The 24,410-nt window shown below is 67.1% G+C and carries 24 protein-coding genes; 7 read left to right on the plus strand and 17 right to left on the minus strand.

The window, feature by feature from the left end:
• Positions 1–104: 104 nt before the first annotated feature.
• From AB1281_RS16040 to AB1281_RS16050, 3 genes are all read right to left on the minus strand, one after another.
• Positions 105–683, minus strand: a complete 579-nt coding sequence (locus AB1281_RS16040) for an LON peptidase substrate-binding domain-containing protein (RefSeq protein WP_430346380.1) — start codon at positions 681–683, stop codon at positions 105–107.
• Entirely contained in the window at positions 680–2,044 is a 1,365-nt protein-coding gene (mpl, locus tag AB1281_RS16045; RefSeq protein WP_430346381.1) for a UDP-N-acetylmuramate:L-alanyl-gamma-D-glutamyl-meso-diaminopimelate ligase, read from the minus strand. Before mpl ends, AB1281_RS16040 begins: the two co-directional genes overlap by 4 nt.
• A 329-nt stretch (positions 2,045–2,373) precedes the next feature.
• Positions 2,374–2,937 (minus strand): adenylate kinase, encoded by a 564-nt coding sequence (locus tag AB1281_RS16050; RefSeq protein ID WP_014038375.1) that lies wholly within the window; start codon positions 2,935–2,937, stop codon positions 2,374–2,376.
• A gap of 136 nt (positions 2,938–3,073) precedes the next feature.
• Here AB1281_RS16050 and AB1281_RS16055 point away from each other — a divergent pair, with 136 nt between their 5' ends.
• The 3 genes from AB1281_RS16055 (at position 3,074) to AB1281_RS16065 (ending at position 5,801) form a co-directional block, all read left to right on the plus strand.
• Positions 3,074–4,330, plus strand: a complete 1,257-nt coding sequence (locus tag AB1281_RS16055) for a 6-phosphofructokinase (RefSeq protein WP_100473828.1) — start codon at positions 3,074–3,076, stop codon at positions 4,328–4,330.
• 165 nt (positions 4,331–4,495) lie between these two features.
• A complete protein-coding gene (locus AB1281_RS16060) occupies positions 4,496–5,290 on the plus strand; it encodes a hypothetical protein (RefSeq protein ID WP_430346382.1) in 795 nt (264 codons plus the stop codon).
• A 121-nt stretch (positions 5,291–5,411) separates the two neighbouring features.
• Positions 5,412–5,801, plus strand: coding sequence for a DUF488 domain-containing protein (locus AB1281_RS16065; protein WP_430346383.1), 390 nt, complete (start codon positions 5,412–5,414; stop codon positions 5,799–5,801).
• A gap of 100 nt (positions 5,802–5,901) precedes the next feature.
• Here AB1281_RS16065 and AB1281_RS16070 read toward each other — a convergent pair whose 3' ends face one another.
• Positions 5,902–6,405 carry a hypothetical protein gene (locus AB1281_RS16070; RefSeq protein WP_430346384.1) on the minus strand — a complete coding sequence of 168 codons (504 nt, stop codon included), beginning with the start codon at positions 6,403–6,405 and terminating at the stop codon, positions 5,902–5,904.
• 381 nt (positions 6,406–6,786) lie between these two features.
• Between AB1281_RS16070 and AB1281_RS16075 the strand changes: the two genes are divergently transcribed.
• On the plus strand, positions 6,787–8,814 hold the full coding sequence (locus AB1281_RS16075; protein WP_100440196.1) for a sodium-translocating pyrophosphatase: 2,028 nt from the start codon (positions 6,787–6,789) through the stop codon (positions 8,812–8,814).
• Positions 8,815–8,892: 78 nt separating this feature from the next.
• Here AB1281_RS16075 and AB1281_RS16080 read toward each other — a convergent pair whose 3' ends face one another.
• The 5 genes from AB1281_RS16080 to AB1281_RS16100 are packed head-to-tail and all read right to left on the minus strand — an operon-like array spanning position 8,893 to position 11,845.
• On the minus strand, positions 8,893–9,612 hold the full coding sequence (locus AB1281_RS16080) for a TonB family protein (RefSeq protein ID WP_430346385.1): 720 nt from the start codon (positions 9,610–9,612) through the stop codon (positions 8,893–8,895).
• The gene (gene exbD / locus AB1281_RS16085) at positions 9,609–10,034 is read right to left on the minus strand and encodes a TonB system transport protein ExbD (RefSeq protein WP_188485848.1); all 426 of its coding nucleotides are present in this window, start codon (positions 10,032–10,034) and stop codon (positions 9,609–9,611) included. Before exbD ends, AB1281_RS16080 begins: the two co-directional genes overlap by 4 nt.
• Positions 10,035–10,043: 9 nt before the next feature.
• Positions 10,044–10,772: a tonB-system energizer ExbB gene (gene exbB / locus AB1281_RS16090; protein ID WP_430346386.1), complete on the minus strand. Its 729-nt coding sequence runs from the start codon at positions 10,770–10,772 to the stop codon at positions 10,044–10,046.
• Positions 10,759–11,226 (minus strand): YbaN family protein, encoded by a 468-nt coding sequence (locus tag AB1281_RS16095; protein WP_430346387.1) that lies wholly within the window; start codon positions 11,224–11,226, stop codon positions 10,759–10,761. Before AB1281_RS16095 ends, exbB begins: the two co-directional genes overlap by 14 nt.
• Positions 11,227–11,257: 31 nt before the next feature.
• Positions 11,258–11,845 carry a biliverdin-producing heme oxygenase gene (locus AB1281_RS16100; protein ID WP_049400694.1) on the minus strand — a complete coding sequence of 196 codons (588 nt, stop codon included), beginning with the start codon at positions 11,843–11,845 and terminating at the stop codon, positions 11,258–11,260.
• Between the two features lie 106 nt (positions 11,846–11,951).
• Between AB1281_RS16100 and AB1281_RS16105 the strand changes: the two genes are divergently transcribed.
• The gene (locus tag AB1281_RS16105; protein ID WP_010483993.1) at positions 11,952–12,209 is read left to right on the plus strand and encodes a DUF2789 domain-containing protein; all 258 of its coding nucleotides are present in this window, start codon (positions 11,952–11,954) and stop codon (positions 12,207–12,209) included.
• Between the two features lie 78 nt (positions 12,210–12,287).
• On the opposite strand, the gene AB1281_RS16110 is transcribed toward AB1281_RS16105, so the two are convergent.
• The 5 genes from AB1281_RS16110 to AB1281_RS16130 all read right to left on the minus strand — a co-directional run bounded on the left by AB1281_RS16110 (position 12,288) and on the right by AB1281_RS16130 (position 18,089).
• Positions 12,288–15,206, minus strand: coding sequence for a TonB-dependent receptor domain-containing protein (locus AB1281_RS16110; protein WP_430346388.1), 2,919 nt, complete (start codon positions 15,204–15,206; stop codon positions 12,288–12,290).
• 290 nt (positions 15,207–15,496) lie between these two features.
• Positions 15,497–16,432: a FecR family protein gene (locus tag AB1281_RS16115; protein ID WP_430346389.1), complete on the minus strand. Its 936-nt coding sequence runs from the start codon at positions 16,430–16,432 to the stop codon at positions 15,497–15,499.
• A gap of 104 nt (positions 16,433–16,536) precedes the next feature.
• Complete coding sequence (locus tag AB1281_RS16120; RefSeq protein ID WP_430346390.1) at positions 16,537–17,037, minus strand: RNA polymerase sigma factor; 501 nt, start codon at positions 17,035–17,037, stop codon at positions 16,537–16,539.
• An 84-nt stretch (positions 17,038–17,121) separates the two neighbouring features.
• Positions 17,122–17,598 (minus strand): hypothetical protein, encoded by a 477-nt coding sequence (locus AB1281_RS16125; protein ID WP_430346391.1) that lies wholly within the window; start codon positions 17,596–17,598, stop codon positions 17,122–17,124.
• Positions 17,598–18,089 (minus strand): hypothetical protein, encoded by a 492-nt coding sequence (locus AB1281_RS16130; RefSeq protein WP_430346392.1) that lies wholly within the window; start codon positions 18,087–18,089, stop codon positions 17,598–17,600. The genes AB1281_RS16125 and AB1281_RS16130 overlap by 1 nt, the downstream gene beginning before the upstream one ends.
• Positions 18,090–18,273: 184 nt before the next feature.
• Between AB1281_RS16130 and ppa the strand changes: the two genes are divergently transcribed.
• Together ppa and AB1281_RS16140 are read left to right on the plus strand one after the other, a co-directional pair.
• Positions 18,274–18,810, plus strand: a complete 537-nt coding sequence (ppa, locus tag AB1281_RS16135; RefSeq protein ID WP_005410935.1) for an inorganic diphosphatase — start codon at positions 18,274–18,276, stop codon at positions 18,808–18,810.
• Positions 18,811–18,962: 152 nt separating this feature from the next.
• Positions 18,963–20,084, plus strand: a complete 1,122-nt coding sequence (locus AB1281_RS16140; RefSeq protein ID WP_014038392.1) for an HDOD domain-containing protein — start codon at positions 18,963–18,965, stop codon at positions 20,082–20,084.
• Positions 20,085–20,143: 59 nt separating this feature from the next.
• Here AB1281_RS16140 and AB1281_RS16145 read toward each other — a convergent pair whose 3' ends face one another.
• The 3 genes from AB1281_RS16145 to AB1281_RS16155 all read right to left on the minus strand — a co-directional run bounded on the left by AB1281_RS16145 (position 20,144) and on the right by AB1281_RS16155 (position 24,319).
• Positions 20,144–20,353 carry a hypothetical protein gene (locus tag AB1281_RS16145; RefSeq protein ID WP_430346393.1) on the minus strand — a complete coding sequence of 70 codons (210 nt, stop codon included), beginning with the start codon at positions 20,351–20,353 and terminating at the stop codon, positions 20,144–20,146.
• A 170-nt stretch (positions 20,354–20,523) separates the two neighbouring features.
• On the minus strand, positions 20,524–23,370 hold the full coding sequence (locus AB1281_RS16150) for a TonB-dependent receptor (RefSeq protein ID WP_430346394.1): 2,847 nt from the start codon (positions 23,368–23,370) through the stop codon (positions 20,524–20,526).
• 49 nt (positions 23,371–23,419) lie between these two features.
• Positions 23,420–24,319 carry a helix-turn-helix transcriptional regulator gene (locus AB1281_RS16155; RefSeq protein ID WP_049446610.1) on the minus strand — a complete coding sequence of 300 codons (900 nt, stop codon included), beginning with the start codon at positions 24,317–24,319 and terminating at the stop codon, positions 23,420–23,422.
• Positions 24,320–24,410 lie beyond the last annotated feature (91 nt).

Raw genomic sequence — 24,410 nt, forward strand, 5'->3', positions numbered from 1 at the left:
CTCGGCTCTACAGTAGATCCACGCCATGCGTGGATGGGATTCCACGCATGCCCCAGCGTGTGCACCAAGGTGCACACCCACCCAAGGCAGGCTGCGTTGACCGGTTACGGCATCCAGCCCAGCAACTGCTGCAGACGCTGGTGCGGGTCGTCCATCTGCAGCAGCTGCAGGCGCTGCTGCTCGCTCAGCGGCAACAGCTCGGCCAGCCGCCAGCCGACCCAGCTGGCCTGGTCCAGCAACGCCGGGTTGGCCGGCGCATAGGCCTCGCCGGCCTGTTCGATGATGTGCCCCAGCACCGTGGCCAGCAGCGCGTGCTGCGGCCGCAGTTCGTCGTCGGGGTCTTCCTCGCACCAGCGCACGTCGGCCACCACCAGGCCGTTGTCGCGCACGCGGGTACGCTCCACATGGAAGCGGCGGGTACCGCGCAGGCGCAGCTGGAGCACGCCATCGGCGCCGACATCGAAGTCTTCGATGCGTACCTGCACGCCATAGGCCGCCGGTGTCGCTGGTGCGCCGACTTCCTCGCCATCGAGGATCAGGCAGACGCCAAACCCCTCACCACTGCGGCCGCTGTCGCGGACCAGATCCAGATAACGGCGCTCGAATACGCGCAGGCCCACCGCCGCACCCGGTACCAGCGTGGTGTGCAGCGGAAACAGCGGCAGCAGGCTGTCGCCGCTCATCGGGCCTGCAGCGCGGCGAGGAAGCGGCGCGGGGCGCCGTCGAAGCCACCGTTGGACATGAACACCACGTGGTCGCCGCTGCGCGCGCTGGACTGCAGCTGTGCCAGCAATGCGTGGGTATCCGGCACCGCGTGGGCTTCACCACGTACCGCCGCGATCACCGCAGCGGCGTCCCAGGCCAGTTCCGGACGATGCAGGAACACCACTTCATCGGCCAGCGCCAGCGACGGTGCCAGCGCCTGCGCATGTGCACCCAGCCGCATCGAGTTGCTGCGCGGTTCCATCGCGACCACGATGCGCGCATCGCCCACCTTGGCACGCAGGCCTTCCAGCGTGGTGGCGATTGCGGTCGGGTGATGGGCGAAATCGTCGTAGACGGTGATGCCGTCATGGCTGCCGATCACTTCCATGCGGCGCTTGACGCTGCGGAAGCGCGCCAGCGCCGGAATCACCTCGGCCGGCGCCACGCCCACTGCATGCGCGGCGGCCAGCGCGGCCAGCCCGTTGAGCACGTTGTGGCGGCCCAGCAGCGACCACTGCACGTCGCCCAGCGCCTGCCCACGATGGTGCACGCGGAACGCGCTGCCATCGGCGGCCAGCAGTTCGGCATGCCATTCCAGCGACGGATCGAATCCGAAGCGCTCGACCGGGGTCCAGCAGCCCATCGCCAGCACTTCGGCCAGGTGCTGATCCTCACCGTTGACGATCAGGCGGCCACGCGCCGGCACCGTCCGCACCAGGTGATGGAACTGGCGCTGGATCGCGGCCACGTCCGGGAAGATGTCGGCGTGATCGTATTCAAGGTTGTTGAGGATGGCCACCAGCGGCCGGTAGTGCACGAACTTGCTGCGCTTGTCGAAGAAGGCAGTGTCGTACTCATCGGCCTCGACCACGAACTCGCGGCCCTGGCCCACGCGGGCGGAGACACCGAAATCCTCGGCGACGCCGCCGATCAGGAAGCCCGGCGATCGCCCGGCGCTTTCCAGCAGCCAGGTAAGGATGGTGGTGGTGGTGGTCTTGCCGTGGGTGCCGGCCACGGCCAGCGTGTCGCGCCCCGGCAGCACCTGCTCGGACAGCCACTGGGCGCCGGAAATGTAGCGCTGGCCGGCATCGAGCACGGCCTCGACCGCGGCATTGCCGCGCGACAGCGCGTTGCCGATCACCACCTCGTCGGTGCCGGCCGGCACGCTGTCGGCACGGTAGCCCTGGTCCAGGGTGATGCCCAGCTGTTCGAGCTGGGTCGACATCGGTGGGTAGATGGCCTGGTCGCTGCCGCTGACCGAGTGGCCCAGTTCCCGCGCCAGGGCGGCCACGCCGCCCATGAAGGTACCGGCGATTGCAAGGATATGTACGCTGCTCATGACCGAGGATTGTGACCGATGACGGCTGTATAGGGCCAATGTCCGATCCCGGGTAAGACAACCCCTACACGGGATGTGAGAAAACTCCAATCAGCTGTCAGGGAATTCCCGATAGCGATGTTCTGTGAACCCGGACACAATTCGAACTGCCAGCCGCAGTACCCGAACCGGTCCTACTCCCCAAGAGGCCATCCCCAAGGGAGCTCATGCTGCGGGGCCCTGAGCAAGCCCTTCGCTGGCGCCTATCAAACGACACAGGCCTGATCCTCGCGGACCAGGCCTGTGTTTTTTTATGCCCGAAGGGCCGGACGCATGCCGGCCCTGACGGATCAGGCCTTGATCGCTGCCAGGATGCGGGCTTCGATCTCGTCCAGCTCGCCGACGCCATCGACGCGGGCCAGGGTGCCACGGCCGGCGTAGAAGTCGACCACCGGGGCGGTCTGGTCGTTGTAGACCTGCAGGCGCTGGCGCACCGCTTCCGGATTGTCATCGGCGCGGCCCTGCTCCTTGGCACGACCAGCGATGCGATCGACCAGCAGCTCGGTGGCCACGTCCAGCTGCACCACGGCGTCCAGCGGCTGGCCGATCTTGGCCAGCAGGCCGTCCATCGCATTGGCCTGGGCCACATTGCGCGGGTAGCCATCGAGGATGAAGCCCTTGGCGACATCAGCCTGGGTCAGGCGCGACTCCAGCATGCCCAGCAGGATGTCGTCCGACACCAGGTTGCCGGCATCCATCACCGTCTTGGCCTGCTTGCCCAGCTCCGTGCCGGCGGCGATTTCCGCGCGCAGCATGTCACCGGTCGAAATGTGGGCGATCCCCAGCTTTTCCTTCAGGCGCGTCGCCTGTGTCCCCTTGCCCGAACCGGGCGGTCCCAACAGAACCAATCGCATTGACCTGACTCCAACGTGTTGAAAACAAAGAAGGTTCGCGTCCCGGACGGTCCGGTATCGCTGCACCGCAATAGCGCCACTTTACCGCATCCGGGTAATGTCCCTGCAATGTCCCCTCCCCCGAGCAGGTAGAAGCATGCGCAACGGTACTCTCCTTTATGCCCAGTCCGGCGGTGTCACCGCCGTCATCAATGCCACGGCGGCAGCGGTGATCGAGCAGGCCCGGGCCAAGGGCATCAAGGTCCTGGCCGCCCGCAACGGCATCCTCGGCGCCCTGCGCGAGGAGCTGATCGACACCAGCAAGGAGAGCGCTGCCGCGATCCGCGCCCTCGCCCATACCCCGGGCGGCGCCTTCGGCTCGTGCCGGGTCAAGCTGAAATCGCTGGACGCCGACCGTGCCCGCTACGACCGCCTGCTGGAGGTGCTGCGCGCGCACGACGTGCGCTGGTTCCTCTACAACGGCGGCAACGACTCGGCCGATACCGCGCTGAAGGTCTCGCAGCTGGCCAAGGCCTCCGGCTACGACCTGACCTGCATCGGCGTGCCCAAGACCATCGACAACGATCTGGCGGTGACCGACACCTGCCCCGGCTTCGGCTCGGCAGCCAAGTACACCGCCGTCTCGGTGCGCGAGGCGGCGCTGGACGTCGCGGCGATGGCCGAGACCTCCACCCGCGTGTTCATCTACGAAGCGATGGGCCGCCACGCCGGCTGGCTGGCCGCGGCCGCCGGCCTGGCTGGCAACGGTGATGACGAAGCGCCGCACATCATCCTGCTGCCCGAGCGCGCCTACGACGAGGCCGCGTTCCTGGCCAAGGTGAAGGCCGTGGTCGAGCGGGTCGGCTACTGCGTGGTGGTGGCGTCGGAAGGCATCGCCACCGCCGATGGCCGCTTCGTCGCCGATGCTGGCGGCGGCAAGGACTCCTTCGGTCACTCGCAGCTGGGCGGCGTGGCGGCCCACCTTGCGGGACGGGTCAAGGACCAGCTCGGCCTGAAGGTGCATTGGGCCCTGCCCGACTACCTGCAGCGCTCGGCCCGCCACCTGGCCAGCAGGACCGACTGGGAGCAGGCGCAGGCAGTCGGCAAGGCCGCCGTGCAGCTGGCGTTGAAGGGCCAGAACGGCGTGATGCCGGTGATCGTGCGCAGCAGCGATGCGCCGTATCGCTGGAAGATCGAAGCCGCGCCGCTGTCGAAGATCGCCAACCACGAGAAGAAGATGCCGGCCGGTTTCATCCGCCGCGATGGCTTCGGCATCACCGCCAAGGCACGCGCCTACCTGTCGCCGCTGATCAAGGGCGAAGCACCGCTGCCGTACGGCACCGACGGCCTGCCGAAGTACGTGACGCTGAAGAACGTGGCAGTGAAGCAGAAGCTGCCGGCCTTCGAGGGCTGAGATGCACCCGCGCCCTGTGTGGAGCACAGGGCGCATTGCGGTAGCCGCCGAAGCACCCCACAATCGGGCTCCGGCCCGGGGCAAAGGGGCCGCCGCAAGCCAGATTCGACGCCGCCCGGCCTATAAGGCCCGGGCCTGTGCTGCCATTTCACAAGGACTGTAACCATGAAGCACCCGATCCTGATCGCCGCGCTGCTGTGCGGTGCTGCCGCGCCGGCCTTCGCTGCGACCTGCGAAAGCAACTTCCAGAAGAAGGGCAATCCCTTCGTCGGCACGACCTTCACTTCATCGGTCACCCACCCGGACCTGACCGTGGCCAGCGCCATCGGCCAGATGCGGGTGATCGCCAAGAACGCCAACATGGATGTCCTCAGCGAGGACGTGGAAGGCGGCTCGATGCTGATCGAAGAACCGGAAACCATGGCCCACAAGCCGATTCCGATGATCATCAGTGCTACCGCCGAAGGCGGCCAGGGCACCGTCGGCATGGTGGTGAAGGTCAACAAGGGCGCCATCGCCTCGGCCGACGGCGTGCGCGAAGAAATGTGCAAGCTGCTCAACCAGATCAAGCCGGGCAAGGCTGGCGAACAAGCGGCCAAGGCCACTCCACAGGCGTCGGTGGTAACGATTGCCGCCGACCGCTTCGGCTTCCAGCTGCGCAACCAGAACAAGGACAACCCGGCCGCGGTCGAACCGCGCTACAAGGGCAAGACCTACGCCATCACCGGTCGCATCACCACCGTGCTACGCAGTGGCGGCACCTACAACACCAGCTTCGACCTGCCCAGCGATGGCAGCATCGACTTTGAGCGCGTGGCCATTTCCTGCTCGTTCGCAGCCAACCAGGCCGCGTATGCGCTGGCCCTGCGCCCGCGCGAGAAAGTCACGCTGACCGGCGTGGTCGACAGTTACGACCAGATCGGCCGCGTGCTGTGGCTGAAGGACTGCCGCGGCAACTGATCGCTGCCGGCATGGGAAAAGGCCCGGGTGCGCAGGTGCCCGGGCCTTTTCGTTTCCACAGCGGTTCACGCCTGGCGCACGTGCATCGCAGGATGATGGATGCCTCCACCTGGAGGTCATCATGGCACTGCGTGTTGTTCGACTGGGTACGCCGCGCCACCCCGGCGAAGGGCTGCGCATCGGCACCGTGCGGCGACCACCGCGCGGCGTGCCACGCAGCGAATTCGCCAAGCAGGACTGGTACGACGTCTGGTTCCCGACCCTGTCACCCAGCGCGGAGCTGGTGAAGCAGGCCCATGAAGCGAAGACCGCCGCCGACTGGACTGCGTTCTTCCGCCACTACAAGGCCGAGATGAAGGCACCCGATGCCGCTCACGCGCTGGACCTTCTGGCCGCGATGTCGCAGCACAGCGACATCAGCGTAGGCTGTTACTGCGAGGATGAAGCGCACTGCCACCGCAGGGCATTGCGCGAGCTGCTGGTGGCACGCGGGGCCATGCTGGCGGAGTGATGGTTACAGGGTTGCCGGCCAGCGGCCGGCACTACCGCGTACCGTGCCGGCTGGTCTCAGTAGATCCACGCCATGCGTGGATCCGCGCTGCCCGACGACCTCAGTTGCAGCCCTTGCCATCCATCTGCAGCTGCGCGGCGAACATCGTCACCTGCGGAATCTGGCCGGCCGCCGCCTGCTTCTTCGCCTCTTCCAGGTAGATGCGCGACTGGCCCTGCCCATCCAGCTCGACCTTGTTGCTCGACGGCAGGCGCCACACCCGCACCACCGCCTGCTGCGCCGGGCACGCGGCATTGGGCACGCGGATCACATCATTGAGCTTCCAGCCCTTGTCGGCACTCGGCTGTGCCTTGGTGTAATCGACGAAACGTGCGCGCGGCTGGCACTGCTCGCTGGTACGCACGGCCGAGAAGCGGTACGGCTCCGCGGCGTCGCCAGTGAACACGCCTTCCAGGCGCGCGCAGGCCTCGGGGATCTGGCGCAGGGTATGCACCGCGCCCACCGCCTGGGGGGCACCCACGGCGCGCTGCAGCTCCGGGGTTTCCGCGGCGAGTGCCGGCACGGCCGGGACCAGGGCGGCAAGCATCAACAGGGACAGGCGCATGGGGGATCTCCTTCAGGACTCCGCGCAGGCTTGCAGAGACTGGCTTAACGTGGTGCAAAGGCCGGCGGCTCGCGAATCATGCCCTCGGTCCGGCGGCGGGTTCCGCGCGCATGGCGATGCGCTCATCGGAAGGGCGCCCACGGATCGGGCGGCGCGGCTCGCAGAAGCCAGTCGAGCACGGCCTCCAGAAGCCAGTCGAGCATGGCTCGACTCTACAAAGCGCTGAACGCATACTGCGGGCACCAGGGAATGCTGAACACCGCCATACGTCGGACGACCACCAAGGTCGGTACGGGTTGGTTCCAGGCTGCAGCCCGTCGTCCCCCTCGTGGTGCCGTTCATCGCCACTGGATGCCTACATCCATTCTGCGGAGGGGTCTAATGCTGGAACGTCACGGGCTTTCACTGGCGCTGGGCTGCGCCATTCTCGCGATCCTGTTCGGAATCGTCTCGGCGCGCTGGATCCTGCGCCAACCCACCGGCAATGAGCGCATGATCGCGATCGCCACCGCGATCCAGGAAGGTGCGCGTGCCTACCTCAACCGCCAGTACCTGACCATCGGCATCGCCGGCGTGGTGCTGTTCGTGCTGGTCGGCATCTTCCTCAGCTGGTACACCGCGATTGGTTTCGCGGTCGGCGCGGTGCTGTCCGGCGCCGCCGGCTACATCGGCATGAACGTGTCGGTACGCGCCAACGTGCGCACCGCAGAGGCGGCGCGCCACGGCATCAGCGCGGCGATGGACGTCGCCTTCCGCGGCGGCGCCATCACCGGCATGCTGGTGGTCGGGCTGGGCCTGCTGGGCGTGGCCGGCTACTACGCGCTCCTGCTGCGCATGGGCCTGCCGATGGAACAGGCGCTGCACGCGCTGGTCGGCCTGGCCTTCGGCTCCTCGCTGATCTCGATCTTCGCGCGCCTGGGCGGCGGCATCTTCACCAAGGGCGCCGACGTCGGCGCCGATCTGGTCGGCAAGGTCGAAGCCGGCATTCCCGAGGACGACCCGCGCAATCCGGCGGTGATCGCCGACAACGTCGGTGACAACGTCGGCGACTGCGCCGGCATGGCCGCCGACCTGTTCGAGACCTACGCGGTGACCGTGATCGCCACCATGCTGCTGGGCAGCCTGATGCTGGCCGAGGCCGGCGCCAATGCAGTGCTGTATCCGCTGGTGCTGGGCGGCGTATCGATCATCGCTTCGATCATCGGCGCACTGTTCGTCAAGGTGAAGCCCGGCGGCTCGATCATGGGCGCGCTGTACAAGGGCGTGATCGTCTCCGGCGTGCTGGCCGCCATCGCCTTCTATCCGATCACCACCGGGCTGATGTCCGACAACGTGCATGGGCCGATGGCGCTGTATGGCTGCGCGTTGATCGGCCTGGTCCTGACCGGTCTGATCGTGTGGATCACCGAGTACTACACCGGCACCCAGTACAAGCCGGTGCAGCACGTGGCGCAGGCGTCGACCACCGGCCACGGCACCAACATCATCGCTGGCCTTGGCATCTCGATGAAGTCCACCGCACTGCCGGTGGTGGCGGTGTGTGCGGCCATCTGGGGCGCGTTTGCGCTGGGCGGCCTGTACGGCATCGCCATTGCCGCCACCGCGATGCTGTCGATGGCCGGCATGATCGTCGCCCTCGATGCCTATGGACCGATCACTGACAACGCCGGTGGCATCGCCGAGATGGCCGAGCTGCCCTCGGAGATCCGCGACATCACCGATCCACTGGATGCGGTGGGCAACACCACCAAGGCGGTGACCAAGGGTTACGCGATCGGATCGGCGGCGCTGGCCGCACTGGTGCTGTTCGCCGACTACACCCACAACCTGCAGGCAGCACATCCGGGGCAGGAATTCCGCTTCGACCTCAGCGACCACACGGTGATCATCGGCCTGCTGATCGGCGGCCTGATTCCGTACCTGTTCGGTGCGATGGCGATGGAAGCGGTCGGCCGCGCGGCCGGTGCGGTGGTGGAAGAGGTTCGCCGCCAGTTCCGCGAGATCCCCGGCATCATGCAGGGCACCGGCAAGCCACAGTACGACAAAGCGGTGGACATGCTGACCCGCTCGGCGATCCGCGAAATGATCGTGCCGTCGCTGCTGCCGGTCGCCGTGCCGGTGGTGGTCGGCCTGCTGCTGGGGCCGCGCGCACTCGGCGGCCTGCTGATCGGCACGATCGTGACCGGCCTGTTCGTGGCCATCTCGATGACCACCGGTGGCGGCGCCTGGGACAACGCCAAGAAGTACATCGAGGATGGGCACTTCGGCGGCAAGGGCAGCGAAGCGCACAAGGCCGCGGTGACCGGCGATACCGTCGGTGACCCGTACAAGGACACCGCCGGCCCGGCAATCAATCCGCTGATCAAGATCATCAACATCGTGGCGCTGCTGCTGGTGCCGCTGCTGTAGATCCACGCCATGCGTGGATGAGATGCCCGATGGGGTCAGAGCCCTTTCCTCCGGAAAGGGATCCGACCCCACGGCTGGTCAACGCCCACGCAGGAAGAACGACACCGGCACCATCACTTCCACCGGGTCGCCGGCCACCTCGGCCGGCGGCGCCGGTACCGGGCTTGCCCGCTGCACGGTGTCCAGCGTCTCCTGGTCGAGCAGCGCGAAGCCACTGCTGCGGCCCAGCGTCAGTGCGGAGACGGCGCCATCGCGGGCCACGGCAAAGCGCACGTAGACCACGCCCTGCTGGCGCAGCCGCTCGGCCTGGCGTGGATAGCGCCGGTGCTTCTGCAGGTGCCCGAGCAGGCGTCCTTCCCAGGTCGCTTCGGCACGACTGCGCTCACCCGCCGTGGTCTGCGGTGCGGTGTAGCGCGCGGCCGCGTCGGCGGCCACCTGCGGCGGTGCGCTGGTCTGCGCGACATTGGCATCGGCGCTGTCCGGCGAGGGCGTTGGTTCCCGCGCTTCTGGCGGAGGCAGCTCGCCCTGCGGCTGCACCGGTGCCTTCGGTTGCTCACGCACGGCTGGCGTCGGCGCCTGCCGCTGCTGTTGCTGCTGCAGCGGCCCGGTCGCGACCTCGCGCGGCGGCACCGGCGGTGCCTGTGCCATCGGTGCCAGCTCCAGCATCAGCGCCGCAGGTGGTGCTGTTGCCGCCTGCACCGTTGCGCGGGCCACCCACCAGCAGGCCGCGCCGATCAGCAGCGCGTGCACCAACAGCACGATCGCCAGGCTGGTCGCCCAGCGCCGCAGTCCACTCATCGTGCGCCCTGCTCCAGGCCAACCAGCGCCACCTTCAGGTAGCCCGCCGCACGCAGCGCATCCAGCGTTGCCATCAGTTCGCCGTAGGGCACGTGGGTATCGGCACGCAGGAAGATGCGCTGCGCGGTATCGCCGTGGGTCGCCGCCTGCAATGCAGCGGCCAGCCCGTCGCGCGCCACCGCCTGCTCGCCGACGCGCAGCGACAGGTCGGCCTGCACGGTCACATACACCGGCGCCTGTTCCGGCGGCGTGGCACCGGCACTGCTGGCCGGCAGCTGCACGGGCACCGACACGGTGGCCAGCGGTGCGGCCACCATGAAGATGATCAGCAGCACCAGCATCACATCGATGAAGGGCGTGACGTTGATCTCGTGCGCTTCTTCGGGGGTATCTTCGCGGTCGGAGGCGGTCCTGATCGCCATCGTCGTGCCTCAGTGCACCGCGCGCAGCGGTGTTGCCGCGGTACGCGGAGCGGTGCGATCGAGATCACGCGAGACCAGCTGCTGCACGGCCGCCGACAGATCGCCGAGCAGCCCACGCAGGCTGGCCAGCACGCGGCTGAAGTGGTTGTAGACCAGTACCGCAGGAATCGCCGCCACCAGGCCGAGCGCGGTCGCCAGCAGGGCCTCGGCAATGCCGGGAGCAACCACCGCCAGGTTGGTGGTGTTGCTGTGCGCGATGCCGATGAAACTGTTCATGATCCCCCACACCGTACCGAACAGGCCGACGAACGGCGCCACTGCGCCGATGCTGGCGAGCACGCCGATACCGCGCCGCTGCACGCGCGCAGTTTCCAGTTCGATGCGGTCCAGGCGCGAAGCAACGCGTTCCTTGATGCCGTCGCGACTATCCAGATCCTGCGACAGGCGCAGCTCGGTTCGCGTCGCGTCCAGCATGGCGAGTGCGGTGCCCTGCTGCAGGCTGGCCTCCGCGCTCCCGCCGGGCAGGCTTGGCGCCTGCAGCAACAGCGCACGCGCTGCACGCAGCTGCCGACCCTGACGAGCCAGCTCCCAGCCCTTGGCCAGCAGCACGGTCCAGGTGGCCAGCGAGGCAAGTGCCAGCGCGATCATCACCGTCTTCACCACCACGTCGGCGGCCAGGTACATGCCCCACGGGGTCAGTGCAGGAGCAGCCACGGGGGCCAGGTCAGCAGGCAGCATCGTCTCGGTTTCCATCAGCATCAGGGGTCGCGGCGCGACGACGGGCCGCGCGCGGATCATTGGCGTCGTCCACTTCCACGACCGGATTGGGCTCCAGCCGCGGTGCCGGGCGGCTGAGCACGTAGCCGGCGCTGACCGCGAAGAACAGGCCCACGCCCAGCAGCAGGCGCCACGACGGGTGTGCGCCCCAGCAGAACAGCGCGAAGCCCACCGCCATGCCGGCGCTGGCGAACGCCTTGCCCTTGCGCGACACCGCGCCCTGTTCGCGCCACAGCCGCAGCGACGGGCCGTAGCGCGGATGCGCCAGCAGGCGCTGCTCGAACTTCGGCGAGCTGCGCGCGAAACAGCCCACAGCCAGGATCAGGAAGATGGTGGTCGGCATCACCGGCAGCAGCGCGCCGATCACCCCGAGGGCGACCATCAGCCAGCCCAGCACGAACCAGAGCCAGCGCATCAGCGTTGCGCCGATAGGCGGGAGGCGTGCATCAGGCGAATTCCACTTCAACGTGGCCGTGCACGCTGCGGAACGCAGCATCGGCCGCATCGATCACCTGCTGCTCCTGCTCGGCGCTCAGCGGCACCGCGTCCAGCGCAGCAGTGAATTCACGCCAGTGGCGCGCCGCGCCATCCGGGTGTGCGGCCAGGTGACGGGCACCAAAATCGCGGTCCAGGCCGAGCTTGGCGGCCATCTTGTACAGAATGGTGCCGCCGAGATTGGATCCCTCGGCCACATACAGCCACCCCAATGCGGCGGGCAGTTCCAGATCGGACGGCAACGCCGCGATGTCGGCCCCCGGCAGGGTCTGCTCCAGGTCCTGCAGGTCGCGCGCCACCTGGGTCAGGCGGCGGCGTTCGCCCAGGTCGGGCAGCAGTGCATCCAGCGCAGGGTTGGCATACAGCGCATCGATACTGCGGTGGAAGCGATACTGCACGCGCAGGAAACGGGCGAAGTTGCTGCGGTCGGCGAAGATGTCGCCGGCCATGATGCGCTTGTCCAGCGCGCCATGGCTGTCGCGGGTGGCGGCCTTGAGCCGCAGGCTGCGGCTGTCTTCAGGGGCGATGTGTGCGTTCATGGGGGATGCCAAGGGGGTCGTCCTGCTGTAGACGTTCGCCATGGGGCTTTCCCCAAGGCCATGTGCCCCGATAATGGGGCATCCCTTCTTCCCGCAGGAACCGACGATGATCACCACCGAACCGCGCATGACCAACCTGTTCCTGCAGCTGGGCCTGGACGCCAGCGCCGAGGGCATCGCCCGCTTCATCCGCGAACACCAGTTGGCCACCGATGTGGAAGTGGTCGAAGCGCCGTACTGGAACGATGCCCAGCGCCAGTTCCTGTCCGAATCGCTGCAGGCCGATGCGGCATGGAGCACCGTGGTGGATGAGCTGAACGAGTCGCTGCACGAAGATGCGGTGAAGGCGGCGACCGGGCTGTAAGCGGGCTAAGCAGGCTCGCTGGGGTCAGAGCCCTTTCCGCAGGAAAGGGATCCGACCCCACCGCTCATCCGCGATCGATCAGTACTTCCAGGTCAACGCCAACCGCGCGGTGCGGCCCGGGGCCGGCATCACGCCCAGGGCCAGCGGGTCCAGGTAGTAACGGTCGGTCAGGTTGTCCACGCCCGCTTCCACCGACAGCTGTTCGTTGAAGCTCCAGCTGGCGAACAGATCCACCAGCGTGTTCGGCCGGTACAGCTGCTGGATCGCCGACAGTCCCACGTTCCAGTCCTTGTCCAGCTTGCTGATCGGACCGGCGTTGTGGACCACGCGGGTGCCGAAGGTCAGGCGCTCGTCGAACAGGCGCGAGCCCAGGGTCAGGTTGACCATGTAGCGCGGCGGATTCTGGGTATTGGTGTACGAACCCTCGAAGCCGCCGTCCACGCAGTTGGGCGTGTTGGCCAGCTCGCCATTCTTGCGCTGCGCCCCATAGGCGCGGCGCTCGGCGGCGATGTCCGGCGCGCAGGTCTTGGCCTTGAAGTAGTAGTGCGCGGACAGATCGGCAAACACCTTGCCGCTGTCATAGCTGGACTGGAACTCCATGCCCGAGACCTTGAACTGGTCAACGTTGCGGATCAGGCCGGCCGACAGCGTGCGGTAGTCACGGGTGATCAGGTCGTCGATGCGGGTATCGAAGTACGCCAGCTTCAGCGCCAGGCGGTCGCCTGCAGTGAACAGGTCATAGCGGATGGTGCTGGCGCCGATTTCCCAGCTGCGCGCGCGCTCCGGCTTCAGCTCGCCCACCGGTTTGGCGGCGGTGAACAGGCCCAGCGTGGTCTCGAACAGGCTCGGCAGCTTGGTGCCTTCGGCGTACTTCACGTAGACCATGGTGTCTTCGTTGAAGCGGTAGGCCACGCTGGCGGTCGGCGAGAACGCGCTGTCGCGGCGCCGGATCGGCTGCGACCAGCTCCAGCTGACCGGCACTTCCAGGTCCTGCGCCTTGCCGGCGTCGTAGAAGTTCCAGCCGGCGATGTCGCCCACCGTGCCCTTCTTGTACGGCGAGGCCAGCAGCGAGGCCTGGGTGAAGTTGCCGTTGGCATCCGGGTACCAGTTCAGCAGCGCGATGCGCTTGGCCCGCCACGACGGCAGCGCCGGGTTGCCGTTGAGCAGTTCGGTGTAGCGGTACTGGCCCTGCACTTCATAGGCATCGGGCGTGGCCAGGCGGTTGCGGTCATGCACATCCACGCGGTTCCAGCGACCACCGGCCAGCAGTTCCCAATGCTCGTCGGGCTGCCACTTCAGTGATGCCACGGCACTGTATTCCTTGCGCTCGGCGTTGCGCAGGAAACGGTTGTTGACCAGGTCGTCGTGCATGACCGGCCCCGAGCTGCCCGGCGCGATGTCTTCGTCGCTGTAGGACAGGCCGTAGTCGAGGGTGAACGCACCGGCGCGGGTATCGAACCTGGACGTGTTGCTGGCATCCAGACCGAAGCGCTTCTGCCGCAGCGGATTGCGGTAGGCATCCTTGTAGCCGGGGTCACCGCTGAAGCTGGGCGCGTCATACCACTCGGTGCGGCGGTCGAAATACCACGGCGTGATGCCGGTCAGGCTGTTGTACATCACGCTGTCGGTGTCGGTGTACGCGGCATTGACGCGCAGGTCGACCAGCTCGCTGTCCGGGTTGAAGCGGTAGCGCAGGCTGTAGCTGTCCATGTCGACATGGCCCGGATCCCATTGCGGAATGCGGTCACGATCCACGCGGATGATCTGCGAGGCCATGATCTCGCCGGCAGTGCCTTCATAACGGCGGTAACCGGCCTCCAGCGTCTGCGCGTCGTCGATGCGCCAGGTGCCCTTGAGCAGCGCCGACTTCGAGCGCGAGGAGGTGTTGAACACCTCGGTGCGCGGCGGATTCAGCGGTGCCAGCGTGCGTCGGTCCTGCGGAAAATCGTCGTAGCCATGGCGGCCGGAGAAATAGTTGCCGTTGTCGCGGTAGGCGTAGGCGGCGACCAGATCGAAGCGGTCCCAGTGCCCTGCGGCGGCCACGTTGAAGAACTGGCTGCCGGTAGCACCGCGATCGGTACGCGGCGCGGCACTGTAGGACGGCAGGTTGTTGGCGCTGCCATTGGCCAGGCCACCGCGCACGCGCACGCCGAAGTCGCGGCCCTCGCGCAGCACGTCACCGATCTTCAGCGTTTCCATCTCGACCACGCCGCCGATGCCGCCGGAGGCATTGGCCTGCAGGCTCGGGCCCTTGGTGATGGTCAGGCTGGAGATCAGGTCCGGGTCGAGGTAGGTGCGCTGTGACTGGCCGGCGTAGCCTCGGTAGGTGTCCATGCTGGACTGGCCACCGTCGATGATCACCGGCACGCGGCCCTGGCCCTGGATGCCGCGGATGTTGACGTCGAAGCCGTTGCCCACGCGCGGATCACCGGCGGTGACACCGGCCACGCCCTTGACGATGTCGCCGTTGGAGGTACCACGGAAACGCTCCAGGTGCGTGCGGTTGAGCGTGGTGGTGGAGCCCACGCTGCGGTAGCTGTCGAGCAGGCGCGCTTCATCACTGGTCGCACCACTGTCGACGCGATCTCCGGCCACGCTCAGCGTATCGGTGACGATCACGCCGCTGTCGGCCTGCACCGGTGTTGCGGCCTCCAGAGTGACCGCATCGGCGCTCACCCGGCGCACTGCCAGGCCACTGCCCTGCAGCAGGTGCTGCAACGCCTCGTTGGCCGACAGGCTGCCGCTGACCGCGCGCGAGGTTACGCCACGCGCCAGCGATGCGGGGTACACCACCTGCACGCCGGACTGGCGCATGTAGCTGCGCAGCGCGTCATCCAGCGATTGCGCCGGAATATCGAAGCGTTGCACGGCAGCGTGGTCGCCGCTGGCGCTCTGCGCCAGTACGGACGGCGCAGCACTGGCCAGGCCGGCCGCGAGCAACGCGATGCACAGGCGGGACGGGCGCAGCGCGCGGCCCGGACGATGGGAGTCGAACATGGGGGAACCTGTCAGGTAATCGGTGCCGCGAACGCGGCGTCATCCGCAACACGGGCGGACACGGCGACGTACGTGGCGGCGGCGGGTACGTTCGCGGAGTAAGACGGATGAAAGCGTGGCAACCCCAAGGGGAATTGCAGCCGCGGCAGGTGCCGACGGATGCTCGGCCGGTTGTAGCGGTGGGTGCCCAACGTTGGTCGGCTGCTTGCAGCGGTGGGTGCCGACCGTTGGTCGGCTGCTTGCAGCGGTGGGTGCCGACCGTTGGTCGGCACAGGGGGAATGGCGTGGATCTACCGATGGACGATGGCGACGCCGAGCGGCAGCCGGGTTACCTGCAATCCGGCCGTCGCGGCCAGCGCATCCAGCGCCTGTTCCGGGCGGTCGATGCGCAATGCCGCACTGACCGCCGGCAGGTGCGACAGATCACCACGCACGAAGGTCGGGCCAGCCCGATAGCGCCCCACCCACTGCACTGCGTCGGCGACGCGGGCCTGTTCCAGCAGCAGCTCGCCCTGACGCCAGGCGCCGACGCTGTCGGCCGCCACGTCCGCCAATCGCTTCACACCGCTGTTTTCACCGTAGGCCGCACGCTGGCCCTGCTGCAGGTAGGTCCAGCCACCGTCAACCGGGCTGGCCATCCGTACCCTGCCCTGCCCGACCTGGGTTTCCACCTGGTCATGGCCCCGCGCCACGGTGAAGGCGGTCGAGATGTCCTCGACCACGCCATTGCCGGCGCGCACGCTGAAACGTCGCTGCGCATCCGGACTGACCTCGAACCAGGCACGCCCGCGCAGCAGCTCGACCTGGCGGGCGTTCGCATCAAAGCGCACCGCAATCGCACTGTCGGCATCCAGCACCGCACGGCTGCCATCGGGCAGCAGCACGTTCTGCACCTGATGCGTGCTGCGGTGATCGGACTGCAGGCGCAGCCACGCCTCCGGCCATGCCACCAGCATCGCCAGCATTGCTGCCGCAGCCATGGCCCAACGCAGTCGGCGCGGGCGCCGACGATCCACGCGCGCGGGCTGCGCTCGCGGCCCGACGCTGCGCCACAGCGCGCGCTCGTGCTCGAAGGCCCTGCGGTGCCCCGGCTGTTGCAGCCAGTGTTCGAACGCCTGCATGCGCGCGTCGCTGATATCGCCCGAGGCCAGCCACGCGATCCAGCCCCGGGCCTGTTCGGCCAGGGCATCGTCATTGGCGGCGGGCAGCATGTTCGGCGGGCTCATCGGCTGGCGGACAGGCGCATTCAAGCGCGGGCGGGGGAACTAGACCGCATCCACGGTCCAGTGATCAAGACGTTTGTGCGAAGGCCAGCCCCAAGCTGGCGCGGTCATCGACCGCTGCGCGCCCAGGCCAGGCGTTGCAGCGCGGCGCGTACGTGATTCTCCACCGTGGTCACCGATACTCCAAGGCGACGCGCGATCTCGGCCTGGGTCAGGCCCTGGAGGCGGTTGAGCCGGAAGATGGTGCGGGTCGGCTCCGGCAGATGGCCGGCCGCGTCGAGTACCCGCTGCAGCTCGTCCTGCGCCATGGCCTGCTCCTCGGTGGAGATCACCTCGTCCGGGCCCCATAGGTAGTGGTCGGCCAGCAGCCGGTTGCGGCGGGTCGATTCGCGGCCGTGGTCGGTGGCCAGGTTGGCGGCCAGCCGGAACAGATAGGCGCGCGGATTGTCGATGGCCTGGCTGTCATCGACCCCGCGGGCCTTGAACCACACCGCCTGGATCACGTCCTCGGCGCCGTTGTCGCCCCCCAGGATGCGTTGTACCCGACGCAGCAGCGCTGGCCGCTCGCGGATCAGCAGTTCGGTGAGGGAGGCAGCATTGGAGGACATGCGCGGAGCCGGGACGACAGACGGAAGGCGCCGCGCATGCTACTCCGTTAATGCGAATCAGTCACGTTCGCATCATCCACAGGATCATAGGCATTCGGTCAACCCGTCATAGACATGGGTCCGGGTGCCGGGCAGCGTCGCATGCAGGGCGTCGTACCCGGTTGCTGCATCCCACACACCCAGCAGCTCGGCCAGACGGGTTCCCGGTGCAAGCGGGAGCACGCAGGCATAGGTTCCATGGTCGACGTCGATCTGCCCGGTCTGTTGCACCCGGGTGTAGCTTCCAGCGAAGGTCCAGATGCAGCTACCCACGACGCCGGTGGCTCGATGCACCGAACAGCGCAGGCGCATGGGCCGGAGGTTGTAGTACTGCCCTTCGCAGAAGGTGTCGCCGCAGATATCGTCGAAGCCGCGCACCAACAGGCGCTCAGCGGCGAGGAAGCGCTCGCGGCCGGCCGCCGGATCGGGATGGTCACGGGCATCGACAAATTGAGGGGTTGCCTGGGCGCTGCTTGCCATCAGCAGCCCGCAAGCCAGCCACCGTGCCGGGAAGATAGCCATCAGCCCTCTCTCCCGGTCTTCCGGATGCAGTCAGGCAGCGCGTCGAACAGGCCATGGTCGAGGCCAGGCAGAGCGGCGGTCAGACCATCGGGCGCTTCCAGCGAAGCGTGGAAGGCTTCTACAGGCACGCCCGGCTGCAGCTCCACCGGACAGGCCCAGCGGCCATTGTCGACCTGCACCTCACCCGTGTCGGCCTGCACGACCAGCTCGCTGGCCGCCACCACCCAGGCGCATCGCTGCACCGTTCCACGATGCGCCAGCACCGCGCAGCGGAATTCCATCACCCGGTAGTTGCTGTACTCCCCCTCGCACCAGGTATCGGCGCAGAGCCTGTCGAATTCACGCGCGAGGGCGGCCTCCAACCCATAGGCGCGTTCCCAGTTGGCCTCGGGTGTGGGGTAATCGATCAGGTCCACGTGCAGGCCGCGGGCGAGGACAGGCAGGGACACCAGCAACAGCACGGCCCCGATGCATCGGGCATACCAGGACATGGCGGGACTCCTTGGGAATGGGCATCCAGCCTGCGCCAGCGCGCCACCCGGCCCCATCAGCCCAGGCCGTGGCGCTCCGTCAGGCCTTGCCGCGCGGGTGGGTGGGCGCCCTCCCCCTGCACAGCGCCCGGCAAAGGCATAAAATGGTGAGCTATCCGTCTACATCCCCCACCTGGAGCACACCATGGGTCTGGAACTCGTCTCGCCCGGCAAGAACCCGCCGGAAGAAATCAACGTCATCATCGAGATCCCGAAGGACTCGGAGCCGGTGAAGTACGAAGTGGACAAGGAAACCGGCGCGATCTTCGTCGACCGCATCCTCTCCACCCCGATGCGCTACCCGTGCAACTACGGCTACGTGCCGAGCACCCTGTGTGGCGACGGCGATCCGGCCGACGTGCTGGTGGTGCTGCCGCTGCCGCTGGTGCCGGGCTCGGTCGTGCGCTGCCGTCCGGTCGGCGTGCTGAAGATGAGCGATGAGGCGGGCAGCGACGAGAAGATCCTGGCCGTGCCGGTCTCGAAGATCTTCAGCGGCTACGCCCACGTCGAAGACATCGCCCAGGTCTCGAGCCACTGGCTGGAGCGCATCGGCCACTTCTTCGAGCACTACAAGGACCTGGAGAAGGGCAAGTGGGTCAAGCTGGACGGTTGGGGCGGCGCCGCTGAGGCCAAGCAGATCCTGATCGAGGCGCACCAGCGCCATCTCGACAGCAAGGCCTGAGCCTGAACCGGATCGCTCCGGCGGTACCCTGCCGGAGCGATGCGGGTCACGTTTCATGACGACGGCACATCACTCTTGCTGCCGTATTAGGTAAATTGCGTCACTTCACACGTCATCGACATCCATCGTCGAGACAGCCAGGGGAATGTGTCGTGCGTATTCTGCTTGTTGGGGATGCAGCCAGCCTGCCGGCCGAGCTGACCGAATTCATTGCCGATCTTGGGGAAGACTGGCAGCCGTTGACCGCCACCGATGGCCAGGCCGCGATGACCGCGGTGGCCACGCAGGGCGTGGACGCGGTGATCGTCTGCCCGCAATTGCCAGATCTCAATGCCACCACGCTGCTGGGGCAGATCCGGACGTTGCGCCCGGAGACCATCCGCATCGCGCTGGTCGATGCACAGCACGGCAACCGGCCGCCGCCGGCGCGCCTGATCGGTGTCGCCCACCGCTTCCTGCCGCTGCCGCTGGCGCCGGAAGTGCTGCTGGAGGCGCTGACCAGCCTGGAAGAACTGCGCGAAGTGCTGGACAGCCCGCGCCTGCGCGATGCCATCGGCCGTATCGAGAAACTCCCCTCGCCGCCGCACCTGTACCTGAGCCTGACCCAGGCCCTGGAACATGACGACGACGCCGACAGTGCCGACGTAGCCAAGCTGGTCGCCGCCGATCCGGCGATCGCGGCCAAGGTACTGCAACTGTCGAACTCGGCCTTCTTCAGCCAGGGCCGCACCATTGCCGACCTGCGCACCGCAGTGACCCGGCTGGGCCTGGCCACGCTGCGTGACCTGGTGCTGGCCAGCGAAGTGTTCTCCGCACCGACGCTGTCGGCCGCCGAGCGCAACTCGCTGCAGCAGCGCGCACTGCTGGCCTCGCGGCTGGCCGCACGCCTGCTGCCCGAATCCAGTGCCGAACTGGGAGCGACCGCTGCGCTGCTGGCCGACATCGGCCTGCTGCTGCCGGGTGTGCGCAACGAGCGCAGCGAGCCTTCGCTGGCCGGTGACACCCGCCCCGGCCATGCCGAGGCCGGCGCCTACCTGCTGGGCCTGTGGGGCCTGCCGATGCCGATCATCGAAGCGGTGGCATTCCACCTGCAGCCACAGCGCGCCAACACCCGCAGCTTCTGGGTGACCGGCGCGGTGCACGTGGCGCTGGCGCTGGTCAATGGCGATCCGGTGGACGAGGACTACCTGCAGCGCGCAGGCGTGCTGAACAAACTGCCGCAATGGCGCGAGCACGCCAATGCACTGATGGGTCTGGTGCCCAGCGACGCCTGAGCGCGTTGCATGATTTCCGGATGACAGGGGGCGCACCCGCAAGGTGCGCCCTTTCTACGTCAGCGGGTACCGCAGGCGTCCTGCACGCAGCGACGGTACTGCGACTCGCAGATGACCGCTGACTTGCCACTGGCCAGGCACTGCTGGCGGAACTCTTCGCAATAGAGTCCCCCACCACAGACCCCGAGACCCTGCGCGAACACCGCGCCCACCAGCGTTGCATAGATCAATGCAGCGGCAGATGCCTGGCGCAACAACGCGTTCTTCATATCCCTCTCCACATGCAAGCGTCCGGTAGTGGACCTCCTGACTGTGTTGATTACGACACGACGGGACCGTGACTGCGCTCACCTTCCAACAGTTTCCGGAATTCCCCTACAAAAAAAGAGGGCGGACCTTGCGGTCCGCCCTCCTTCTGTTGCTACCGCACTTCGATGGATCAGAAGCGCTGGGTGTACTTCATGTACAGGAAGCGACCCACGTCGAAGCCGCCGTAGTAGGCGAACGCCGAGTTCGGAGCCGAGTACTGCAGCGGACCCTTGTGGTCGAACACGTTGTTCGCGCCCAGGGCGATGGTCGCATCCCACGGTGCCTTCCAGCTGACCTGCAGGTCGTGGAAGGTGTTGGAACCGGTGTGACGCAGCGGATCGGTCTCACCGTTGGCCATGTGGTTCGGAGCATCGCACCAGCCGTCAGCCAGCGAGATGCAGCTTTCCTTCATGCCCGAGTAGTAGCGCGCGGTGTAGTTCACACCGAAATCGCCGTACTGCCAGTTGACACCCAGGTTCGAACGCACGCGGAACAGGCCCGGCTCGCCGACGCGGCCGATCATGATGTTGTCACCCGCGCTGTTCTGGCCGGCTTCGTCGTACTTGGCGGTGTAGCTGGTCTGCCAGTCGATGCTGAACTGACCGATGGCCAGTTCCGGCAGGCGGTACTTGACGCCCAGGTCGTAACCTTCGGTCTTCATCTTGCCGAGGTTGGCGGTGCCGTAGGTGATCGCACTGACGTGGCCGTCAGCCGCACGGGTCACGCTCGAGCAACGCGCGGCATTACCCAGCACGTAGCAGTCACGCAGGATGCGGTCGACGCTGTCAGCGATGATCATGTCGCTGATTTCGTACTTGTACCAATCCAGCGACAGGTCCAGGCCCTGCACCCAACGCGGGCTCCACACCAGACCGAAGGTGGTGCTCTTGGAGGTTTCCGGCTTCAGGTTCGGGTTGGCACCCGAGACGAACTGGTCACCCGACTGGCACGGCAGGGTCGAGCACGGCAGGTTGCCCTGGCCCAGCTGCACGTAGTTGGCCGGAGCGCCACCGGCGGTGCACGCGGCATTGCCGGCAACACTGCCCGGAGCCTTCACGCCGCACGGATCGATGTACGACTCGAAGCTCGAGCTCAGGCCACCGTACAGGTCGCTGATGGTCGGAGCACGGAAGCCCTGGGCGTAGGTGCCGCGGACCAGCAGTTCATCCAGCGGACGCCAGGTCAGGCCGAACTTGCTGTTGGTGGTGCCACCGAAGTTGCTGTAGTCCGAGTAACGGCTGGCAACGTTCAGGGTCAGTTCCTTGGCGAAGGCCATGTCGGCCAGCAGCGGCACGTTCAGTTCGAGGTAGACCTCGTTCAGATCGTACTGGCCGCGGGTCGGCTTCTGGCCCAGACCGGTGGACTGGCCCGACTGTGCGAAGGCGTCCGGCACGTAGTTGCCTTCTTCCTTGCGGTGCTCGACACCCAGGGCGAAGCCCAGGTCGCCGGCCGGCAGGGTCACGATGGCGCCCGACAGGTTGGCGGTGAAGCTGGTGGTCTTGGTGACGCCACGGGTGGTGAAGGTCGGGAACAGGAAGTCCTGCAGCTCCTGGTTCGCCAGCGAACCCTGGCCATCAACGCCGTACGGCAGCAGCGGGTTCCACGGGCGGCAGTCGCCCAGGATCGGCTTGGCAGCGGTACCGCAGCGGGCAACGCCGCCGGCATCGATGAACGACGGGCCCAGGGCCTGGCCTGCAGCGATCAGGCTCATGTCACCGCGGTTGGTCTTGATCGACTCGTTGCGGTTCCACAGCGCGCCGACATCCCAGTCGAAGGTCTTGCCGCCCAGCTCGAAGAAGCCGGTCAGGGTCGGAGCGAAGCGCAGGGTCTTCAGCTGGCTGTCAGTGGTACGCGGCACTTCCCACAGGCGACGGCGGAAGTTGACGTCCTGGCCGACCGGGTTGAAGGCGCTCGAGCCCTCCAGCGGGGTGCCGAAGGAGTTCGACTGGAACGGATAGCCGGCGATCTGCTGGAAGGTCTGGCGCTCGTTGTAGAGCACGTCGGTGTTCAGGCTGATCGAGTCGGTGAAGTCGTAGGTGCCGTTGATGTAGACCGACTTGCGCTTCACACCGGTGAGCAGGGTCATCTGCTCGTTGGAGTTGGCGAACTCATCCGCCGTAATGACGTGGTAGTCATTAGGGTTCTTCGGGTTGCCGCCGGCGTTCAGGGTCTTCCAGACAGCCTTCTTGGAGTCGCTGCAATCGACCTGGGTCGGGTTGCACCAGCTGCCGTTCTGGCTGATCGGGCTCCAGGTGGCCGAGGTCGAGTTCGGACCCAGCGAGCCGTCACGGCTGTACCAGCGGTCCTTGGCCCACACCGGATCCTGCTTCGAGTACTCGGCCGACAGGGTCAGGCTGCCGCGCTCGCCGCGGGCACCGAGGGTCATCGAATAGGTTTCGGTGTCGCCGTCGCCCTTGCCGTACTGGCCGACGTAGACATTGGCTTCGCCGCCGTCGAAGTTCTTGCGGGTGATCACGTTGACCACGCCGGCGATGGCGTCGGAACCATAGATCGAGGACGCGCCGTCCTTCAGGATTTCGATGCGCTCAACGGCCGACATCGGGATCTGGCTGAGATCCTGGTAGCCGGCGGTGGTTGCGCCCAGGCGCTTGCCGTTCATCAGCACCAGGGTGCGCTGGGCGCCCAGGTTACGGATGTCGACGTAGTAGCCGCCCACGTTCTCGCCCGAAGCCAGCGATTCCGAGCGCGAGATGGCCGGGGAGCCGGCCGAGGTCAGGTTGTTCAGCACGTCGGCGACGCTCGAGAAGCCCTGCTTTTCCAGGGATTCGCGGGTCATCGTCAGGATCGGCTGCTGGGTCTCCACCGAGGCGCCGCGGATGCGCGAGCCGGTGACCGAAATGCGGTCCAGATCGGTGGTGCCCTTTGCTTCCTGAGCCGAAGCAAAGGCCGGCGCCAGCGCCAGCGCAATGCCGGCCGGCAGCAAGCCGAACCGCACTGCGGGATTACGAACGTTCATCTATCTCTCCAAGGTACGTGTTAGCAGCGTGTTAAAACACCCCAGCACGTTACGATTGCGTTGCAGCGCTGTATTTGCGCGAACCAACCGGAGACTTTGCGGATTGTGGCGGGAGCAAGCCACCGTTCTCCCTGAAGCGCGATGCGGACTGGCCGTAGCGGGCGCGGAACGCACGCGCGAAGCTGCAGCAGTTGTCGAAGCCACTGGCGGCGGCGACCTCGCCCACCATCATGTCGGTGTCGCGCAGCAGGTCAGCAGCGCGTTCGAGCCGCAGTCGTGCCGAAAGCGACTGCGGGCTTTCCTCGTACAGGCTCTGGAAGGTCTTGGAGAGGTACCAGCTGGAGAAGTTGGTCAGCTCGGCCAGTTCGCCGATGCGGACCACACGGTGACTGTTGCCTTCCAGATAGAGGCGCGCACGCTGCATGCGGCCAAACACCTGGCGCTTGCGGCTGCGCGAACGGCCCGGGCAGCGCTGCACGTTGTCGGCCAGGCCACGCTGCAGGCCAGCCAGGTGCAGCAGCAGCGGACGCAGGGCCTGTGCCGGCTGGCCGCTGGCCAGCGCATCGCGCCACAGGCGCAGCGCCACGCGGGCGTCACTGCGGTTCATGCGGCCACGACCGGCATACAGGCCGCAGTCGGCCATCTCGGTCAGCACGCGAAGCGCTTCGACGTTCAGGTTCAGGCCGACGCACAGCCCGTTGCGACCGGCCTGCACCAGCGGCCGCGATTCCTTCTCGAAGGCGATCCACTCGCCCTGGCGCAGGCGGAAGCGCCCTTCCTTGGCCTCCACCCACGAACTGCCACGCACCTGCATCCAGACGGTGAAGCTGGAGCCGGCGGTCTGCAGGCTGCCCAGCCGGGCCACGCCCAGGCAGGTCGGCGCGACATCGTCGAGCGACCGGTCCAGGGAGACGGTTTGGCCGCGATCGGCCAGCGAGAGTTGACGCATGGGGGCACCACGGATTTGCCTAGTACAGGACTCCGTTTTGCCTAATCAGGCGGTACCGCGTCAGGAAAGTCCGACGAGATCGCCACGAATT

The sequence above is a fragment of the Stenotrophomonas sp. NRRL B-14846 genome (assembly GCF_050473585.1).
GTDB lineage: Bacteria > Pseudomonadota > Gammaproteobacteria > Xanthomonadales > Xanthomonadaceae > Stenotrophomonas.

Coding starts and splice junctions, on each gene's coding strand:
- AB1281_RS16065 (WP_430346383.1), top strand. CDS start 5,412: ATGGCACTGCGTGTTGTTCGACTGGGTACGCCGCGCCACCCCGGCGAA.
- AB1281_RS16050 (WP_014038375.1), bottom strand. CDS start 2,937: ATGCGATTGGTTCTGTTGGGACCGCCCGGTTCGGGCAAGGGGACACAG.
- AB1281_RS16100 (WP_049400694.1), bottom strand. CDS start 11,845: ATGAACGCACACATCGCCCCTGAAGACAGCCGCAGCCTGCGGCTCAAG.
- AB1281_RS16145 (WP_430346393.1), bottom strand. CDS start 20,353: ATGAAGAACGCGTTGTTGCGCCAGGCATCTGCCGCTGCATTGATCTAT.
- AB1281_RS16125 (WP_430346391.1), bottom strand. CDS start 17,598: ATGGCTATCTTCCCGGCACGGTGGCTGGCTTGCGGGCTGCTGATGGCA.
- AB1281_RS16150 (WP_430346394.1), bottom strand. CDS start 23,370: ATGAACGTTCGTAATCCCGCAGTGCGGTTCGGCTTGCTGCCGGCCGGC.
- AB1281_RS16095 (WP_430346387.1), bottom strand. CDS start 11,226: ATGCGCTGGCTCTGGTTCGTGCTGGGCTGGCTGATGGTCGCCCTCGGG.
- AB1281_RS16130 (WP_430346392.1), bottom strand. CDS start 18,089: ATGTCCTGGTATGCCCGATGCATCGGGGCCGTGCTGTTGCTGGTGTCC.
- AB1281_RS16055 (WP_100473828.1), top strand. CDS start 3,074: ATGCGCAACGGTACTCTCCTTTATGCCCAGTCCGGCGGTGTCACCGCC.
- AB1281_RS16110 (WP_430346388.1), bottom strand. CDS start 15,206: ATGTTCGACTCCCATCGTCCGGGCCGCGCGCTGCGCCCGTCCCGCCTG.
- AB1281_RS16070 (WP_430346384.1), bottom strand. CDS start 6,405: ATGCGCCTGTCCCTGTTGATGCTTGCCGCCCTGGTCCCGGCCGTGCCG.
- AB1281_RS16115 (WP_430346389.1), bottom strand. CDS start 16,432: ATGAGCCCGCCGAACATGCTGCCCGCCGCCAATGACGATGCCCTGGCC.
- AB1281_RS16080 (WP_430346385.1), bottom strand. CDS start 9,612: ATGAGTGGACTGCGGCGCTGGGCGACCAGCCTGGCGATCGTGCTGTTG.
- ppa (WP_005410935.1), top strand. CDS start 18,274: ATGGGTCTGGAACTCGTCTCGCCCGGCAAGAACCCGCCGGAAGAAATC.
- exbB (WP_430346386.1), bottom strand. CDS start 10,772: ATGCTGCCTGCTGACCTGGCCCCCGTGGCTGCTCCTGCACTGACCCCG.
- AB1281_RS16105 (WP_010483993.1), top strand. CDS start 11,952: ATGATCACCACCGAACCGCGCATGACCAACCTGTTCCTGCAGCTGGGC.
- AB1281_RS16155 (WP_049446610.1), bottom strand. CDS start 24,319: ATGCGTCAACTCTCGCTGGCCGATCGCGGCCAAACCGTCTCCCTGGAC.
- mpl (WP_430346381.1), bottom strand. CDS start 2,044: ATGAGCAGCGTACATATCCTTGCAATCGCCGGTACCTTCATGGGCGGC.
- AB1281_RS16040 (WP_430346380.1), bottom strand. CDS start 683: ATGAGCGGCGACAGCCTGCTGCCGCTGTTTCCGCTGCACACCACGCTG.
- AB1281_RS16075 (WP_100440196.1), top strand. CDS start 6,787: ATGCTGGAACGTCACGGGCTTTCACTGGCGCTGGGCTGCGCCATTCTC.
- exbD (WP_188485848.1), bottom strand. CDS start 10,034: ATGGCGATCAGGACCGCCTCCGACCGCGAAGATACCCCCGAAGAAGCG.
- AB1281_RS16120 (WP_430346390.1), bottom strand. CDS start 17,037: ATGTCCTCCAATGCTGCCTCCCTCACCGAACTGCTGATCCGCGAGCGG.
- AB1281_RS16060 (WP_430346382.1), top strand. CDS start 4,496: ATGAAGCACCCGATCCTGATCGCCGCGCTGCTGTGCGGTGCTGCCGCG.